Source organism: Amycolatopsis sp. NBC_00438 (assembly GCF_036026695.1).
Taxonomy (GTDB): domain Bacteria; phylum Actinomycetota; class Actinomycetes; order Mycobacteriales; family Pseudonocardiaceae; genus Amycolatopsis.
In genome coordinates, this window is sequence record NZ_CP107923.1 from 7842191 (window position 1) to 7856642 (window position 14452).

Annotated in this window: 16 protein-coding genes; 5 read left to right on the top strand and 11 right to left on the bottom strand. The window is 69.4% G+C overall.

The window, feature by feature from the left end; all coding sequences use genetic code 11:
• Position 1 precedes the first annotated feature (1 nt).
• Together wzt and glfT1 are read left to right on the top strand one after the other, a co-directional pair.
• Entirely contained in the window at positions 2-817 is an 816-nt protein-coding gene (gene wzt / locus OG494_RS35705; protein ID WP_247059962.1) for a galactan export ABC transporter ATP-binding subunit Wzt/RfbE, read from the top strand.
• The gene (glfT1, locus tag OG494_RS35710) at positions 817-1725 is read left to right on the top strand and encodes a galactofuranosyltransferase GlfT1 (RefSeq protein WP_326945628.1); all 909 of its coding nucleotides are present in this window, start codon (positions 817-819) and stop codon (positions 1723-1725) included. Before wzt ends, glfT1 begins: the two co-directional genes overlap by 1 nt.
• Here glfT1 and OG494_RS35715 read toward each other — a convergent pair.
• From OG494_RS35715 to OG494_RS35755, 9 genes are all read right to left on the bottom strand, one after another.
• The gene (locus OG494_RS35715; RefSeq protein WP_328446298.1) at positions 1719-2684 is read right to left on the bottom strand and encodes a hypothetical protein; all 966 of its coding nucleotides are present in this window, start codon (positions 2682-2684) and stop codon (positions 1719-1721) included. The two genes, glfT1 and OG494_RS35715, sit on opposite strands and share 7 nt — an antisense overlap.
• A complete protein-coding gene (locus OG494_RS35720; RefSeq protein WP_328446299.1) occupies positions 2674-3087 on the bottom strand; it encodes a hypothetical protein in 414 nt (137 codons plus the stop codon). The genes OG494_RS35715 and OG494_RS35720 overlap by 11 nt, the downstream gene beginning before the upstream one ends.
• Positions 3080-4411 carry a hypothetical protein gene (locus tag OG494_RS35725; RefSeq protein WP_328446300.1) on the bottom strand — a complete coding sequence of 444 codons (1332 nt, stop codon included), beginning with the start codon at positions 4409-4411 and terminating at the stop codon, positions 3080-3082. Before OG494_RS35725 ends, OG494_RS35720 begins: the two co-directional genes overlap by 8 nt.
• Entirely contained in the window at positions 4411-5229 is an 819-nt protein-coding gene (locus OG494_RS35730; RefSeq protein ID WP_328446302.1) for a WXG100 family type VII secretion target, read from the bottom strand. The genes OG494_RS35725 and OG494_RS35730 overlap by 1 nt, the downstream gene beginning before the upstream one ends.
• A 13-nt stretch (positions 5230-5242) precedes the next feature.
• A complete protein-coding gene (locus tag OG494_RS35735; RefSeq protein WP_328446304.1) occupies positions 5243-5740 on the bottom strand; it encodes a YbaB/EbfC family nucleoid-associated protein in 498 nt (165 codons plus the stop codon).
• A 109-nt stretch (positions 5741-5849) separates the two neighbouring features.
• Entirely contained in the window at positions 5850-7373 is a 1524-nt protein-coding gene (locus tag OG494_RS35740) for a hypothetical protein (protein ID WP_328446306.1), read from the bottom strand.
• A gap of 10 nt (positions 7374-7383) precedes the next feature.
• Positions 7384-7956, bottom strand: coding sequence for a DUF3558 family protein (locus tag OG494_RS35745; protein WP_328446308.1), 573 nt, complete (start codon positions 7954-7956; stop codon positions 7384-7386).
• Positions 7953-8405, bottom strand: coding sequence for a hypothetical protein (locus tag OG494_RS35750; protein ID WP_328446310.1), 453 nt, complete (start codon positions 8403-8405; stop codon positions 7953-7955). The genes OG494_RS35745 and OG494_RS35750 overlap by 4 nt, the downstream gene beginning before the upstream one ends.
• A gap of 130 nt (positions 8406-8535) precedes the next feature.
• Positions 8536-9300: an ESX secretion-associated protein EspG gene (locus OG494_RS35755; protein ID WP_328446312.1), complete on the bottom strand. Its 765-nt coding sequence runs from the start codon at positions 9298-9300 to the stop codon at positions 8536-8538.
• Between the two features lie 140 nt (positions 9301-9440).
• On the opposite strand from OG494_RS35755, the gene OG494_RS35760 reads away from it, so the two are divergent.
• A complete protein-coding gene (locus OG494_RS35760) occupies positions 9441-9686 on the top strand; it encodes a hypothetical protein (RefSeq protein WP_328446314.1) in 246 nt (81 codons plus the stop codon).
• Positions 9687-9739: 53 nt separating this feature from the next.
• Here OG494_RS35760 and OG494_RS35765 read toward each other — a convergent pair whose 3' ends face one another.
• Positions 9740-11659: a glycosyltransferase gene (locus OG494_RS35765; protein WP_328446316.1), complete on the bottom strand. Its 1920-nt coding sequence runs from the start codon at positions 11657-11659 to the stop codon at positions 9740-9742.
• A gap of 8 nt (positions 11660-11667) precedes the next feature.
• Positions 11668-12138 carry a GtrA family protein gene (locus tag OG494_RS35770; protein ID WP_328446318.1) on the bottom strand — a complete coding sequence of 157 codons (471 nt, stop codon included), beginning with the start codon at positions 12136-12138 and terminating at the stop codon, positions 11668-11670.
• A gap of 125 nt (positions 12139-12263) precedes the next feature.
• Here OG494_RS35770 and OG494_RS35775 point away from each other — a divergent pair, with 125 nt between their 5' ends.
• On the top strand, positions 12264-13634 hold the full coding sequence (locus tag OG494_RS35775) for an FAD-binding oxidoreductase (protein ID WP_328446320.1): 1371 nt from the start codon (positions 12264-12266) through the stop codon (positions 13632-13634).
• Complete coding sequence (locus OG494_RS35780; RefSeq protein WP_328446321.1) at positions 13631-14386, top strand: decaprenylphospho-beta-D-erythro-pentofuranosid-2-ulose 2-reductase; 756 nt, start codon at positions 13631-13633, stop codon at positions 14384-14386. Before OG494_RS35775 ends, OG494_RS35780 begins: the two co-directional genes overlap by 4 nt.
• The last annotated feature ends 66 nt before the right edge of the window (positions 14387-14452 follow it).

Sequence of the window (14452 nt, forward strand, 5' to 3'; positions counted from 1 at the left end):
CATGGTCTCCATTGACGTTCAGAACGCTTTCGTCGACTTCCCGATCTTCGACGCGAAGACGCGGTCGATGAAGAAACGCGTCCTCGGCAAGGTCGGCGGCAAGATCGGCACCGACACCAAGGTGCCGATCATCGAGGCCCTCCACGACGTGACCCTCAACCTCCGCGAGGGCGACCGGGTCGGGCTGGTCGGCCACAACGGCGCCGGCAAGTCCACGCTGCTGCGGCTGCTCGCCGGGATCTACGAGCCCACCCGCGGCTCGTCGCGGATCACCGGCAAGATCGCGCCGGTCTTCGACCTCGGCATCGGCATGGACCCGGAGATCTCCGGCGAGGAGAACATCATCATCCGCGGCCTCTTCCTCGGGATGACGGCCAAGGAGATGGAGAAGCGGGTCGACGACATCGCCGAGTTCACCGAGCTCGGCGACTACCTGCAGATGCCGCTGCGGACGTACTCCACGGGTATGCGCGTGCGGCTCGCGCTCGGCGTCGTCACCTCGATCGACCCGGAGATCCTGATCCTCGACGAGGGCATCGGCGCGGTCGACGCGGCGTTCCTCAACAAGGCGCGCGACCGCCTCAAGGACCTGGTGAAGCGCTCGGGCATCCTGGTGTTCGCCAGCCACTCGGACGAGTTCCTCTTCGAGCTGTGCGACTCGGCCCTCTGGATGGACGAGGGGCACCTCAAGCAGCAGGGTTCGCTGCGGGACGTCCTCACCGGGTACAAGGGCCGCGACCCGTTCATGGACATGAGCCAGGAAACGCTGCAGCGCCTGGGCATCGAGCCGGTGGCGACGACGAACGGCGGGGAATGATGGCCAGCGAGACCCAGCAGCTGCCCGACGGCGCGGTCGTCGGCGTCGTCGTCACGCGGCACCGGCGCGAGCTGCTCGCGGACTCGCTGAAGGTCATCGCGGCCCAGACCCGCCCGGTCGACCACCTGGTCGTCGTCGACAACGGGCCGGACAACTCGGCCCGCGAGGTCGTCGAGAACTACCCGCTGCCCCACACGTACCTGCCGTCGCACCGGAACCTCGGTGGCGCCGGCGGGTTCGCGCTGGGCATGCTGCACGCGCTCTCGCTGGGCGCGGAGTGGGTCTGGCTGGCCGACGACGACGGCCGCCCGGCCGACGAGAACGTGCTGGCGATCCTGCTGGAGGAAGCGGAAAAGCGCGGCCTGGCCGAGATTTCCCCGGTGGTGTCGAACATCGACGCCCCGGAGAAGCTCGCGTTCCCGCTGCGCCGCGGCCTGACGTGGAAGCGGTCGCAGTCCGAGCTGGGCGTCGACTTCCTGCCGGGCATCGCGTCCCTGATGAACGGCGCCCTGTTCCGGGCGTCCACTTTGGACGTCGTCGGCGTGCCGGACCTCCGCCTGTTCTTCCGCGGCGACGAGGTCGAGCTGCACCGGCGGCTCGCGCGCTCGGGCCTGCCGTTCGGCACGTCCCTGAAGACGAAGTACCTGCACCCGGACGGCTCGGACGAGTTCAAGCCGATGCTGGGCGGCAAGTTCCACGCGCAGGACCCGGAGAACGAGGTCAAGCGGTACTACACGTACCGCAACCGCGGCTACCTGTTGTCCCAGCCGGGAATGCGCAAGATCGGCGCGCTGGAGGTGCTCCGCTTCGGCCTGTACTTCGTGGGCGTGAAGCGCGACCCGAAGGCGTTCCTGGCGTGGCTGAAGCTGGTCCGCCAGGGCCGGGCGGAGAAGTTCTACCGCTACTGAAACTGCCCTTCCAGCAGCACCGGAACGGCTTCGACCCGGACGTCGGTGAGTTCGGCGGCGGGCACGGTCTGCCGCCACACCCGGTAGTCCACTTCGGCCAGACCGAGGTCGCGCGCAGTCAGGAAGTCCTCGTCGACGAGGATCAGGTCGGCGGCGTCCCGGGTCCGGCCGAGGACCTCGAAGGTGCCGCCGCGCCAGCGGCACAGCGTCCGGACGAACGTGAGCTCGTCCAGCTCGACCTGGTCGACGGCCTTCATCCGGAAGCCGTAGGTCTCCCCGAAGTCGGCCGGCGCCGGAGCACCCGGCAACGGGTGCAGCACGACCCGGGCCGGTCCGGCGAACTCGGCGTCGAAGTCGCCCCCGCGGTAGCGGGCGGTGTACCCGCGCCGCACCAGCGGCGGCAACGACACCGGCGGCGGGAAGAACGTGGCTTCGCCGAAGGCATCCTTCTGTTCCGGGATCCAGCCGACCTTCCGGCTGTGGTATTGCCCGAGCCGGGTCTCACCTTCCGCCGTGCGTACGACCAGTTCCGCGCCGACGGGAAGTTCGATGAGCCGCAGCACGTACTCCGGCAACGGGTGGTCGACGCCGGGGAAGTACCCGGTCCCGAGGAACGGCGGCGGATACACCCGCGCCACCCCCAGCTCGGCCGCGATCTCCCGGTCCGAAGCACCGTAGGACGTGCGGAACGGAAAGGTGTGGCCGGCCTGGAACTTGAGCAGGTACAGCTCGTCGAGCGGCCCCCAGCCGGGGATCTTCGCGAGCCCGTAGTTCCGGACCATGGCGGCGGTGTCGAGCTCGGCGACGTCCTCGGCGCGCCCGGCGAAGCCCTGGACGCGGTGGGGTTCGAAGCGTCCGGGGACGATGACGTTGCCGAGGTAGAGCCCGACGAGCCCGGGCTTGACCGGCAGCTGGACGACGGTGCCGCCCGCGAGTCCGGCGGGAGCGTCAGGACTCACGGGATTCACGCTCTTCCTGCTCTTTCCGCCACGGTCCGAGGAGGTCCGTACGGACCTCGTGGATGTCGGCTACCTTGTCTTTCGGCGTGACCGCGATGAACGTGTACATGTCCTGCCGTTGGAACTGCACGTCCGGGTGAGCTTCCGGCTCGGCCCAGACTCGTGCCGCCCACTGACCGTCGCCGGCCATGTAGAACAGCGAGTAGCAGCCGTCGCGCTCGTCCACCACCTCGAACTCGTGCTCGAGGAAGGTGCCCCAGATGCGGACCGAGTACCACTCGTCGAGGTCCGCGATCGGCACCTCGGCCACCTGGGCATCACCTTCGTAGAGCGCCAGCCGGCCGGGCGGCCGACCGGAGGCCTCATACGTCCTGCCCTGGTGCACGGCATAACTGTCAGGCACCGGATCCTCCTCGACCGCGAACGTCGAACCAACCGCGCTTCTCCAGATAGACACCGGCCAGGGATTCCGTCCCGTCCGCGTGCACCAGCCACATCTCACCACGCCCCGCGTAGCCGCGTGGGGTGTGCATCCACTCCGGCACACCGCCGCCGGTGTAGCCGGTTCCGAGGAACGGCGGCTTCAGCTCACGAGGTCCCTGCTGTCCGGACAGCGATTGCATCTCGTGGGCCGTCACCGGATCCGTGCCGCCGTAGCTGATCTCCATGGCCTTGCTTTCGTCCAACGCGGGGAAGCGCAGCTGGTAAGCCTCACCGGCGCCCGCCTTGATCGGGGTCCACCCGGCCCCTTTGTCGTCGAGTGCGAGCCTGTCCCGGAATTCCTGAGGAGTCCCGTACTGCGCACTGTCGCTGCCGCGGGCGATCGACCCGGCCACTGAGGTGGGGTAATTGGTCTCGGTCGCCCCGGAGTGGAGGTCGACATATGTGGTCTGGTTGGCGAGCGTGGCCTCGCCGATCTCCGGCTTCACGACCTTCGTCATGAGCTCGCCCGGATTGGCCTTCAGCTCGTTGCGCACCGCGACGATCTCCGCACGCTGGGCCGGGGTCAGGCTCGCCGTCGGCTGCAGCGTCATCGCCAGGTGCCGGTCCGGGTCGTAGCCCAACCTGCTTGCGGTGGCGCGGATCTGGTCGTCCGTGGACGTCGGGCGGGTCTGCATCGAGTCGCGGGTGTACTGGCCGCGCAGCTCGTCGTCGGTGGCGTGGTGGCCCCGGTTGTTGTGCATGCCGCCGGGGTCGTCCGGTGGGCGGGGCGGGTTCGCACCGGGCGGTGGGGTTCCGCCGCCGCCCGAACCGCTCGCCGCGGTCTTCTCCGTGGGCGCGTCGACGTGCTTGCCCGCGGCGGTCATCGTGTCGGCGGCGTTCGCCTCGGTGGTCTGGTAATGCTCGCGGACCGCCTTGGTGCGGGTGCCGGCGTCCTCGACCGCCTTGCCCGCCCGGGTGACGTGCTCCTTGGCCGCCGAGACGGTGGTGTTGAGCGTGCCGGTCATGGTGGAGCCGACCAGGCCCATGGACTGGGCACCGAAGTTCGCGCCGGAGACGGTCCGGCCGACCGCGTGCACCTTGTCCTTGGTCCGGCCGAGGTGGCCTTCCATGGTGCCCAGGGACTCCGTGTGCAGGGCGTACCCGCCGCCGTGGCCGCCACCACCCGTCGTCGGACGCGGCTCGGTGGGGTGCGGGCTCGACGTCTCGTGGTGCGCCGGCGAGACGTCCGGAGTGTGGTGAGGCGTGCTCGTGTGGTGCGGGGTGCTGGTGTGGTGGGTCGCCATCACGCCTCCGCCGGCTGCTGGGTCTCGTACGGCTTGGCGGCCTGGTACGCGCCCATCGCGAGCCCGCCGACCGTGGAGAACCGGTCCAGGCCCTTGGTGAGCTTCTCCATGGCTTCGAGGAGCTTGGCCAGCCGGCCGCCTTGGCGCGCGAAGCCCTCGAGGAGCTTGCTGATCTTGCCGGCGATCTTCGACGCGGTCGCCGCGGCGCGGGCCGACGCGACCCCGCAGAACGCGGCGATCGAGCCGCCGAAGGTGCACACCGCCGAGGCGGCCGCGATCAGCGCGTCCCGGATCAGCTCGGCGATCACCGACGAGATCAGCCCGAAGACGATGCCGCGCAACGTCGTGACGAGCATGCCGGAGATGCCGGCCACCGCGGCCGTCCCGTCGAGCGTCTTGCCGAGCGACTCCAGCTCCTCGGCCATCTTCGTGAGGCTGTCGCGGTAGGCGTCGGCGGCCTGGCCGGTCCATTCGGCGACGCTGCGCAGGTCGTCCCGGTGTTCCTGGGCGAGCGTGTGCATCTCGGCCGCGGCGGACTTGAGCTGGTCGACGTTCGCGTTGATCTCGTCGGGGTTGCCGAGCAGGGCGTCCAACGGCTCGCGCAGGAAGCTGATGTGCTCCAGCAGCCAGCCGACGCCGGCGTTGAGGACGGCGCCGAGCGGGTCGATGGCGGCGCCGACGGTGTCGACGACCGCGCCGGCCGCGCTGATGGAGACGTCGAGGACGCGTTGGCCCTCGGACTCCGAGTCGGCGGTCACGGAGTCGACGAGCCCGGCGTAGGTGTCGAAGACGCCGGCCCCGGAAGTGGCGGTGGTCATGTCCGAAATCCCCTCAGTCGCGGCGCATGATCGCGGAGCCGCCGAAGTCGTCATCGTCGTCGCGCGGCGGGCGCGTCGGACGGCGTGGCGGTGGCGGCGGCGTTTCCGGCTCTTCGTGCTGCCAGAGCCGTCGTTCGCGGATGGGCTCGGGAGCCGGTGGCTCCTCGGGTTCCTCCGGCGGGACGTAGCCGGTGACCATGTGCATGGCCTCGGAGTCCCCGCCCAGCGGCGCGAACGCGGCCGCGACGTTGACCGCGGCGTCGCGCTGCGCCTTGCGGGCGAGCTTGAGGATCTCCTCGGCGAGCTTGGCCCCGGACTTGCCGGCGACCGCGGAGTCGGTGAGCCGCAGGTCGGTCAGCGAACCGTTGGGCGCGACCCCGACGTGGATCGTCCCGTCGGGCGAGGCGACGGTCGTGCCGGCGGCCTCGAGCCCGACGCGGAACTCTTCGGCCTTCTCGCGGACGTCGGCGATCTTCGTCTCGAAGTTCGCCAGCCATTCCTCAGGTGTCATCCCGGCCTCCCCGCAGTCCGACGCGCGGGGAAGGTTACTGGTTCCGTGACCAGCGTGGACGCGAAACACCCCGCACCAGGATTCCGGTGCGGGGCGTTTCGCCGAGCTGTTATTCGCCGATGACCGGCGGGGCCGTGCGCATGTCGGTGCCGAAGACCTCGTCGGGGTCGCCCTCGACCAGGTACGTCGGACGCGAGTGCTCCGTGTCCTCGTCGCCCTCGCCCTTCTGGCCGCGGCCCATGCCGCCGCCCGAGCCCATCCCGCCGCGGCCGGCCGCACCGCCCGAGCCGAGCCCGCCCATGCCGCGTCCGGCGGCCGCTTCCGCCGCGCCGATGCCACCCGGCCGGGCCGCGCCCGAGGCGGCGCCCGCGCCGGTCGCGCTGCCGGAGCCCGAGCCACCGGGGCCGAAGCCGGAACCGCCCCGGCCGCTGCCTCCCGCTCCGCCGCCGAGCTTGGAGTTGTAGGCCTCGTCGCCGCCGAAGCCGCCACCCATGCCGCCGCCCATCGGCATCGGGCTCATCGGCATGCCGCCCATGGAGGTGTTCGGGTTCCCCGCCGACCCGGTCGGCACGGCCCCCGGCTGGAAGCCCGACGGCGTGGTGGTCCCGGCCGGCAGGATCCCGGCGCCCGTGGTCGAGCCGGGCCCGGAGATGTGCGGCGTGACGTTGGGGCCGGGAACGTTGCCGCCGGTGAAGTTGCTGCCGGTCGAGTTGTTTCCGGTGGAGTTGCTGCCGCCCGGCATGTTCACCGAGCCGGAGCCGGGCATGTTGACGCCCGACGGGTTGTTGATGCCGTTCTTGTCGCCACTCCCGTTGGGGTCACCGGTGCCGCCCCCGGTGCTGAAGCTGGGCGGCGGCGCGAAGGCGGGCTGCTTCGACGCGGCCTCGTAGAGGTTCTTGTCGTAGGTCGACATCACGCTGGCGGCCTGGTCGTGCGCCGCCTGGCTGTCCTTCTGCTTCTGCAACGACTTGTCGACGTTGTCCGGCAGGCTGAACGGGTTGGACGTCGCCCAGTTCTTCATCTCGTCGGTCCAGCTGAACGGGATGGGGGCGGGCATCGAGTTCTTGGCCGTGGAGGCGGCCTGGCCCTGGTCGTAGATGGTCTCCGAGGCGAGCTTCGCGTTCTGCGAGTTGGCGTCGGACCACTTGCCGAGGCTGGTGAAGTAGGACTGCGCGTTCTCGGCGGCGCCGCCCTCCCAGGTGCCCTTGGACGAGTTCACGGCGGTGTTCATCGACGTGGCGAACTTGTCGAAGACCTTGTGGACCTCGTGGTACGCCGTCGAGACGTCCGAGACCTGATCGACGTTCAGGTTGCTCTGCAGGTAAGCCTGAAGCTGAGTGTGATCGCTGCCCTTGTAGTCCGCGTTCGGAGCGTTCAGGCCGGTGACGTAGTCGACATCGCGGCCCTTCGTGGCCTCCGCGACGTTCTTGTCGCCCATCTCCTGGGACTGGTTCTTGGCCTGCTGCTGGGCGATCCACTGCTGGAGCGGCCCGAAGAGCCAGTTGCCGGGGTCGACGCCTTCATCGGCCTTCGTCTGGAGGTAGGCGTCCCGCTCGGCGGGCGCCATGTCCTGGACCTGCTGAGGCGTCTTGTCCGGCGTCTTGGGCGCCGGCGGCTGCTGTCGCGTGCTCATCTGGGTCCCCTTATCCCTTCGGCAACCGCGGTTCGACGGCCTTGGCCACGGCTTCGACGACCTGGCAAGCTTTTTCGGTCGAGTCGACCGCGGTGACCAGGACATCCACCCGGGACGCGTCCCCCACGGGCAGGGCCAGGGTGCAGCCGATCGTCTTCGTCTCGGGAGCTTCCTTGGCCGACCGGCCGTTGATGTCGCGGTCGAGGATTCCGGCGCCCATGTCGACGAGCTGGTCGGGGCGCGCGTCATCCCGGACACCGACTCCGACGGCCATTCCCTCGTCGCTGGCTGTCTCGGTCTTCTTGAGGTACTTGCACACCCGCGCGCTGCCGAGCGTCGTGTTCTGCGGCGGCTTGAACTCGCCGTACGACCCGAGATCCGCGGCTTCCAGGAGCGTGCACGGGTCGGTGATCGAAGCGGTCGACGCGCTGCCCGGCGCGTCGGAGGTCGGGGCCTCGGACGAGGGTGCCGAACTCGCCGAACCGGCCGGCGAGGCGGTACCCGACTTGGTGCTGTCGCACCCGCTCAACACCAGGAGGCCGACAGCAACCGGCAGAGCAGCCCGCAAAAGGAGTTTCGTCATCCCTGTGCCTTGGTCGACATGGCCGTGACCGCCTGGTTCTCGGCCTCTTTGTACTGGCCCGCCGCACGAGCGAGGGCTTCGTCCGCCTGCTTGGCCACTGCCTTGAGCTGCCCCAGCACGACACGGGCCGATCCTTCGGCTTCCGTGGCACCTTTCTGGTCGTGGGAGGCGACCGTGTGCCCGTAGGGGTGATTCCCCAGCTGCGGAGCCTGGTCGAGCATGGCCGCGTTGAAATCGAGGCTGTCGAGGTCGTTGACCAGGTCGTTCAGCGCGTCCCGGATCGGTTTGACACCTTCGGGGGTGATCTTGAAACCGCCGCCCTTGGCGGCGTCCACCAGCTTCTGGGTCTCCGCGGTGACGCCCTTGATCGCCTCGCTCATGCTGCCCGAGGAGAGCGGGTTGACTATGTCCGCGAACGAGCCGCCTCCGCCGCCGTCGGCAATCAACATCGCTGTTCCACCCCGTATCGCTTCGCCCGTGCGTGTGCACCCGGGAGTCTACTAGCCGGGCACCCTGCGCAACTGCCGTTCACCGATCTTCACTTCGGACGCAGGGCCGCCGCCCGAGGTTCCCGCAGGGTCAGAACTGGCCTTCGAGCTGGGCGTACAGCTGCTGGGCGAGGCGGGCGTTGTCGGCCGGGGCGTAGGTGATCCAGCGCTGGCCGTCGTCGGACCTGCGGGACGACATCAGCCAGCGGCCGTGGTCGGTGTCGAACCAGGCCAGCGGGGGGAACGTGCCGCCTCGGGTCTGGGCCGTGAACTGGCCGATGCGCTTCTTGGGCTCCTGGAAGACGCGCTCGATCATCCGGACCTGCGGACCGCCGCTGCCGCTCTGCGAGCGCGGGCCGGTGACGCCGGCGAAGGGGTCGTACGCGTCGTCGCGGCGCTGCTGGCGAGGCTGCTCGGCCGGGCGGGAGATGGTGACCGACTGGCCGGGGGCGGCCGGGGTCAGCGGCAGCAGGTCGACGATCGCCGGGACGATGCCGGTCGGGCGGACCTCCTCGAAGACGATGAGGTTCTCGTCCTGCTTCGCGAGCACGGCGAACTGGCCGTCGGAGGCGACGCGGGCGAAGAGCTGCTTGCCGCCCAGCTCGGCGACCGCGCTGATGGTCAGGCTGCCGCGGACGAAGGTGGCCAGCGCCAGCTCGACGTCCGCGTCGAGGCGCCCGCGCTGCCACAGCCCGCGCCCGGTGAGGTCGCGGACGACGGCGTCGCGGATCATCCCCCGCTGCTCGACGGTCGTGCCGACGTGCGGGACCTCGAACGGCGTCGGCGCGCGGCCGAGGCCGAGCCGCTCGATCAGGATGTCCACCGCCGCCAGCGACAGCGAGAACGTGTGTGGCATCGCTTGCATCTCCCCCGCGGGTTTCAGTTCTCCGGAAACGGTAGTCCACCGCGGGCGAGGGCCGCAGCCGGACGCCGAAGCCGCTGCGCCCTCAGCGAACTCGCTTGCCGCGCGAAGATCGCCGCTGGTCCGATGGGTGCATGGCTGACCAGAAACCCGCACTCGTGCTGCACCTCGCCACCGGCGGCGAACCGCTGCTGTTCGCGCTGACCACCGAAGAATCCGGGAAGCTGGCGGGCAAGCTCGCCCAGCTGGTGAAGTCCGCCGCGGTGGACACCGTGACGACCAGGAACGAGGCGGAAGTGACGATCAACTTCGCCCACGTCGCCGCCGCCTACATCGACGACCTCAACCGCAAGACCAACGTCTTCGGCATGCACACCTGACGCACGAAGGCCGCCTCACGACGGATCGTGAGACGGCCTCCGGGACGCCTGGGTCAGAGCTTGTAGAGGCGCTTCCAGTTCTCGCGCGAGGTCAGCTCGGGCATGGCGCGCTTGTACTGCTCCTGCACCGCCGCACCTTCCTTGCGCAGCCGCTGGACGACCTTCGCGCCGCGCTTGGCCAGGTCGAACATCTTGACCTTGTCGTAGGACCGGACGCGGACGCCTTCCTGGTTGGCGTCGGTGACGACCGCCGTGTCGAACAGGGCGATGTGCCACCAGTTCGCCTCGTCGATCGGCACGGCGCCGAGCCCGAAGCGGCTGCGGCCGAGCACCCGGTCGAGCACGCGCTTGATCAACACCAGGCGCTGCATGCTGGGCCGCGGCGCGCTGTTGATGATGCCGATGTCGTTGGACGCGATCCCGGGGACGTCGGTGGCCTTGTGGCGCTTGGTCTCCGGGTACTGGTCGCGGATCCGGCGGATCTCCTTCATCGCCTCGACACCACCGTCACGCAGGACCTCAGGGCCTTCGAGGAAGTCCTCCACGGCCTTGATCAGCGTCGCCGACAGCCCGTACTGCATCCCCAGCAGGTACCGCACCAGCTGGGCCAGCAGCACCCGCGAAAGCAGGTTGAGGTTGAACGGCGAGTGCAGCGCGGCGGTGATGATGGAGTTGCGCAGGTTGAAGTAGCGGTGCCACTCGTCCCAGTCCTTCATGTGGAAGTCCGCGTGCCACACCCCCGCACCCGGCAGCGTCACCGTCGGGAAACCGTGCGCGCGGGCCCGGTAGGAGTACTCCGCGTCGTCCCACTGGAAGAAGAACGGCATCGGATACCCGGTGGCCTGCACCACCTCGTACGGGATCAGGCACGACCACCAGCCGTTGTACCCGGCGTCCAGGCGGCGTTCCTGCCGGTTCGGCTTCAACGTCTCCTCGTCCACCCCGAGCAGGTCCGCGGTGGTCAGGGAGTGCTCGACCGGCTGACCGGGCTCGAGGGTGTTCAACCGGGCGTATTCGGCGCCGACGTGGAGCTGGTTGGGGTGGAACAGGTTCAGCATCTGCCCGCCGACGATGATCGGGTTGGCGGCGCGGTTGGAGAACGCCGTCATCCGGATCACCAGGTCCGGCTCCAGCAGCACGTCGTCGTCCATGAACAGGACGTTGGCGTGGGCGGTGGCGGTGTGCCCGGCGACCTCGTAGAGCCCGCGGGTGAACCCGCCGGCGCCACCGAGGTTCGGCTGCTTGATGTAGTGCAGCTTCTCCCCGAGGTCCTTGACGACCTGGTCGAACCCGTCGCGGGATTCGACGAGGTCGGTGCCCTGGTCGGCGACGTAGATCGCGTCCAGCGTGTCCAGCGACGACACGTCCGCGGCCAACGCCTGCAGGTTCTTCAGGCAGTCATCCGCGCGGTTCATGGTGCAGATGGTGACCGCGGTCGGGCGGATCGTCTCGGGCGCTTCGACGGTCCAGCGGACCTGCTCGACGCGCAGGGTCTGCCCGCCTTCAGTTTCGAGGTCGAGCCAGAGGGCGCCGCCGTCGTAGAACTTGTCGAGCTTCCCGGTGAGGGCGATTTTGTGCTGGGTGACGTCGGTGACCTGCTCGGCCTCGATGACCCGCGGTTCACCTTCGACGTCGGAGGCGCCCATGGACAGCAGCCCGGTGCCGGTGACGACGGCCTCGACGGAGACTTCGGTGACGGTGGTCCAGCGCTGCCAGTAGGAGGCCGGGAACCGCCCGAAGTACGTGTTGCCCGACACCTTGGAGGCGGGCTCGAGGCTGATCGCCGCACGCTCCCGCACGGCCGAGCCCCACTCGAGCTCGGCGTAGAGGTCCTTGCTGACGATCGGCGCCGGGCCGGCGTAGAGCCCGCGCTGCGCCGTCAGGCGACCCTGCGGAGTGTGCTCGGTGAACCGCGTCTCGGCGGCCGCGCCGGCAGTGGTGGTCGGCGCCGGGGTAGCTGTTTTACCGGGCATGAAGTTCCTCAGTTCTCCTCAGTCGACGGCTCGCGGAAGACGACCCACTTGAGCATCACGAAATTGATCACGGTGGCGGTGGCCTGCGACACGGCCCAGCACAGGGTGTGCTGCCACGCGGACTCCGGCAGCACCTGCAGCATCAGCTGGTTCACCCCGACCGCGACGAAGAACGTCACGGTGTAGAGCATCACGAACGAGCCGACCTGCGCCTTGCCGTCGCGGCGCCCGCCGGAGAAGGTGAACTTCCGGTTCAGGAAGAACGCCGTGGTCGTGCCCACGATGAAACTGATAGCGCGGGCGACGTCGACCCACGGTGAAGCGGCCATCCCGGCCACCTGGGTCAGCAGCGTGTACGTGCCCAGGTCGACCAGGGCGCAGAAGCCACCGATCAGGGCGAAGCGAATGAGCTGCCCGAGCAGTCCGATCGAGGACGGCTGCGCAGCCGGTATCTCAGCTTGCGGATCGGTCGCCACCACTGCTTTACCTCGTTGCCTGAGTCATGGTCACCCGCGCGGGCGCTTGTGCCTTGATGCGCAAAGTGTAGAAGCGAGCACTTCAGGGTCACGTTCCGGGCGTCGTTCGGCGTGGCTACCCTGGTCGGGTGACCCAAGCACCCGAGACACAGCGTCGCACGCTCACGGGCTGGGCGCGGACGGCACCGACCACCGCCGACGTGCTGAGCACCGCAGACGTCGAAGTCATCGCGCGGGCCGTTACCCAAGCCGGCGAGCGCGGTGTCATCGCGCGCGGCCTCGGCCGCTCCTACGGCGACCCGGCGCAGAACGCGGGCGGCCTCGTCATCGACATGACGGCCCTGAACCGGATCCACTCGATCGACCCGGACAGCGCGCTCGTCGACCTCGACGCCGGCGTGAGCCTGGACCAGCTGATGCGCGAGGCGCTGCCGTACGGCCTGTGGGTCCCGGTGCTGCCGGGCACGCGCCAGGTGACGATCGGCGGCGCGATCGCCAACGACATCCACGGCAAGAACCACCACAGCGCGGGCAGCTTCGGCAACCACGTCGTGTCGATGGACCTGATCACCGCGGACGGCAAGGTCCGCACGCTGACGCCGGAGGGCCCGGACGCCGAGCTGTTCTGGGCGACCGTGGCGGGCATCGGCCTGACCGGGATCATCGTCCGGGCCAAGATCCGGATGACCAAGACGGAGACGGCGTACTTCCTCGCCGACAACGAGCGCACGAACAACCTCGACGAGACGCTGGAGCTGGTCAGCAACGGCTCCGACGACAAGTACACGTACTCCTCGGCGTGGTTCGACACGATCTCCACCGGCTCGAAGCTGGGCCGCGCGGCCTTCGGCCGCGGCTCGCTCGCCAAGCTCGACGAACTGCCGCCGAAGCTGCGGGCGAACCCGCTGAAGTTCGACGCTCCGCAGCTCGCGACGCTGCCGGACGTCTTCCCGAACGGCCTGGCGAACAAGCTGACCTTCGGCACGATCGGCGAGCTGTACTACCGGAAGACGCCGAAGGAAGCCCACGGCGTCATCCAGAACCTGACCGCCTTCTACCACCCGCTGGACATGTTCGGCGAGTGGAACCGGGCCTACGGCTCCAAGGGTTTCCTGCAGTATCAGTTCTCGACGCCGCTGGGCGCGGCCGAGCCGCTGCGAAAGATCGTCAAGAAGATCGCCGAGTCGGGGCACGTCTCCTTCCTCAACGTGTTCAAGCGGATGGGTGAGGGCAACGCGGCACCGCTGTCGTTCCCGCACCCCGGCTGGATGGTCTGCGTCGACTTCCCGATCAAGGACGGGCTCAGCCGGTTCTGCCAGGAGCTCGACGACGACGTCCTCGAGCTCGGCGGGCGGCTGTACACCGCGAAGGACTCGCGCACCTCGCCCGAGACGTTCGCGAAGATGTACCCGCGGCTCGAAGAGTGGCGCAAGGTTCGCGCCGCCGTGGACCCCGAAGGCGTTTTCGCCTCTGACATGAGCCGGAGGCTCGCACTGTGATCGACGCCGTTGGCAACCCCCAGTCCCTGCTGCTGCTCGGTGGCACGTCCGACATCGCGCTGGCGATCGCCGAGAAGTACCTCGCCGAGAAGCCGCTTCGGGTCGTGCTCGCGGCGCGCCCGTCGCCGCGGCTGGACGCGGCTGCGCAGCGCCTGAAGGACAAGGGCGCCGAGGTGGCGACCGTCGACTTCGACGCGAAGGACCTCGCGTCCCACCCGGGCGTGCTGGACAAGGCGTTCGAAGGCGGCGACATCGACGTCGCGGTCGTGGCGTTCGGCCTGCTCGGCGACGCCGAGGAGCTCTGGCAGGACCACGCGAAGGCCGTCGAGCTGGCGACCGTGAACTACTCGGCCGCGGTGTCGGTCGGCGTCGCGCTGTCGGAGAAGCTCAAGGTCCAGGGCCACGGCACGGTGATCGCGCTGTCGTCGGTGGCCGGTGAGCGCGTCCGGCGCTCCAACTTCGTCTACGGCTCGACCAAGGCCGGTTTCGACGGCTTCTACCTGGGCCTCGGCGAGGCGCTCGCGCCGCACGGTGTGAAGGTGACCGTCGTCCGCCCCGGCCACGTCAAGACGAAGATGACCGAGGGCATGAAGGACGCCCCGCTGGCGCAGACCGCCGAGCAGGTCGCCGAGATCGCCGTGTCGGCCGCTCGCGCCGGCAAGGACCTGGTCTGGGCGCCGGCGCCGTTCCGGCTGGTGATGTCGGCGCTGCGGCACGTCCCGCGGCCGATCTTCCGCAAGCTCCCCATCTGAGATCTCTCCTGGGGCCTCCACCCGCGGGTGGAGCCGGATTTCCATCCACGCCCGACCCGCGGGTCG

What these genes read in the sequence shown, in the direction of transcription:
- wzt (WP_247059962.1), top strand. Translation starts at nt 2, where the DNA reads ATGGTCTCCATTGACGTTCAGAACGCTTTCGTCGACTTCCCGATCTTC.
- glfT1 (WP_326945628.1), top strand. Translation starts at nt 817, where the DNA reads ATGGCCAGCGAGACCCAGCAGCTGCCCGACGGCGCGGTCGTCGGCGTC.
- OG494_RS35725 (WP_328446300.1), bottom strand. Translation starts at nt 4,411, where the DNA reads ATGGCGACCCACCACACCAGCACCCCGCACCACACGAGCACGCCTCAC.
- OG494_RS35730 (WP_328446302.1), bottom strand. Translation starts at nt 5,229, where the DNA reads ATGACCACCGCCACTTCCGGGGCCGGCGTCTTCGACACCTACGCCGGG.
- OG494_RS35735 (WP_328446304.1), bottom strand. Translation starts at nt 5,740, where the DNA reads ATGACACCTGAGGAATGGCTGGCGAACTTCGAGACGAAGATCGCCGAC.
- OG494_RS35740 (WP_328446306.1), bottom strand. Translation starts at nt 7,373, where the DNA reads ATGAGCACGCGACAGCAGCCGCCGGCGCCCAAGACGCCGGACAAGACG.
- OG494_RS35745 (WP_328446308.1), bottom strand. Translation starts at nt 7,956, where the DNA reads ATGACGAAACTCCTTTTGCGGGCTGCTCTGCCGGTTGCTGTCGGCCTC.
- OG494_RS35750 (WP_328446310.1), bottom strand. Translation starts at nt 8,405, where the DNA reads ATGTTGATTGCCGACGGCGGCGGAGGCGGCTCGTTCGCGGACATAGTC.
- OG494_RS35755 (WP_328446312.1), bottom strand. Translation starts at nt 9,300, where the DNA reads ATGCCACACACGTTCTCGCTGTCGCTGGCGGCGGTGGACATCCTGATC.
- OG494_RS35760 (WP_328446314.1), top strand. Translation starts at nt 9,441, where the DNA reads ATGGCTGACCAGAAACCCGCACTCGTGCTGCACCTCGCCACCGGCGGC.
- OG494_RS35765 (WP_328446316.1), bottom strand. Translation starts at nt 11,659, where the DNA reads ATGCCCGGTAAAACAGCTACCCCGGCGCCGACCACCACTGCCGGCGCG.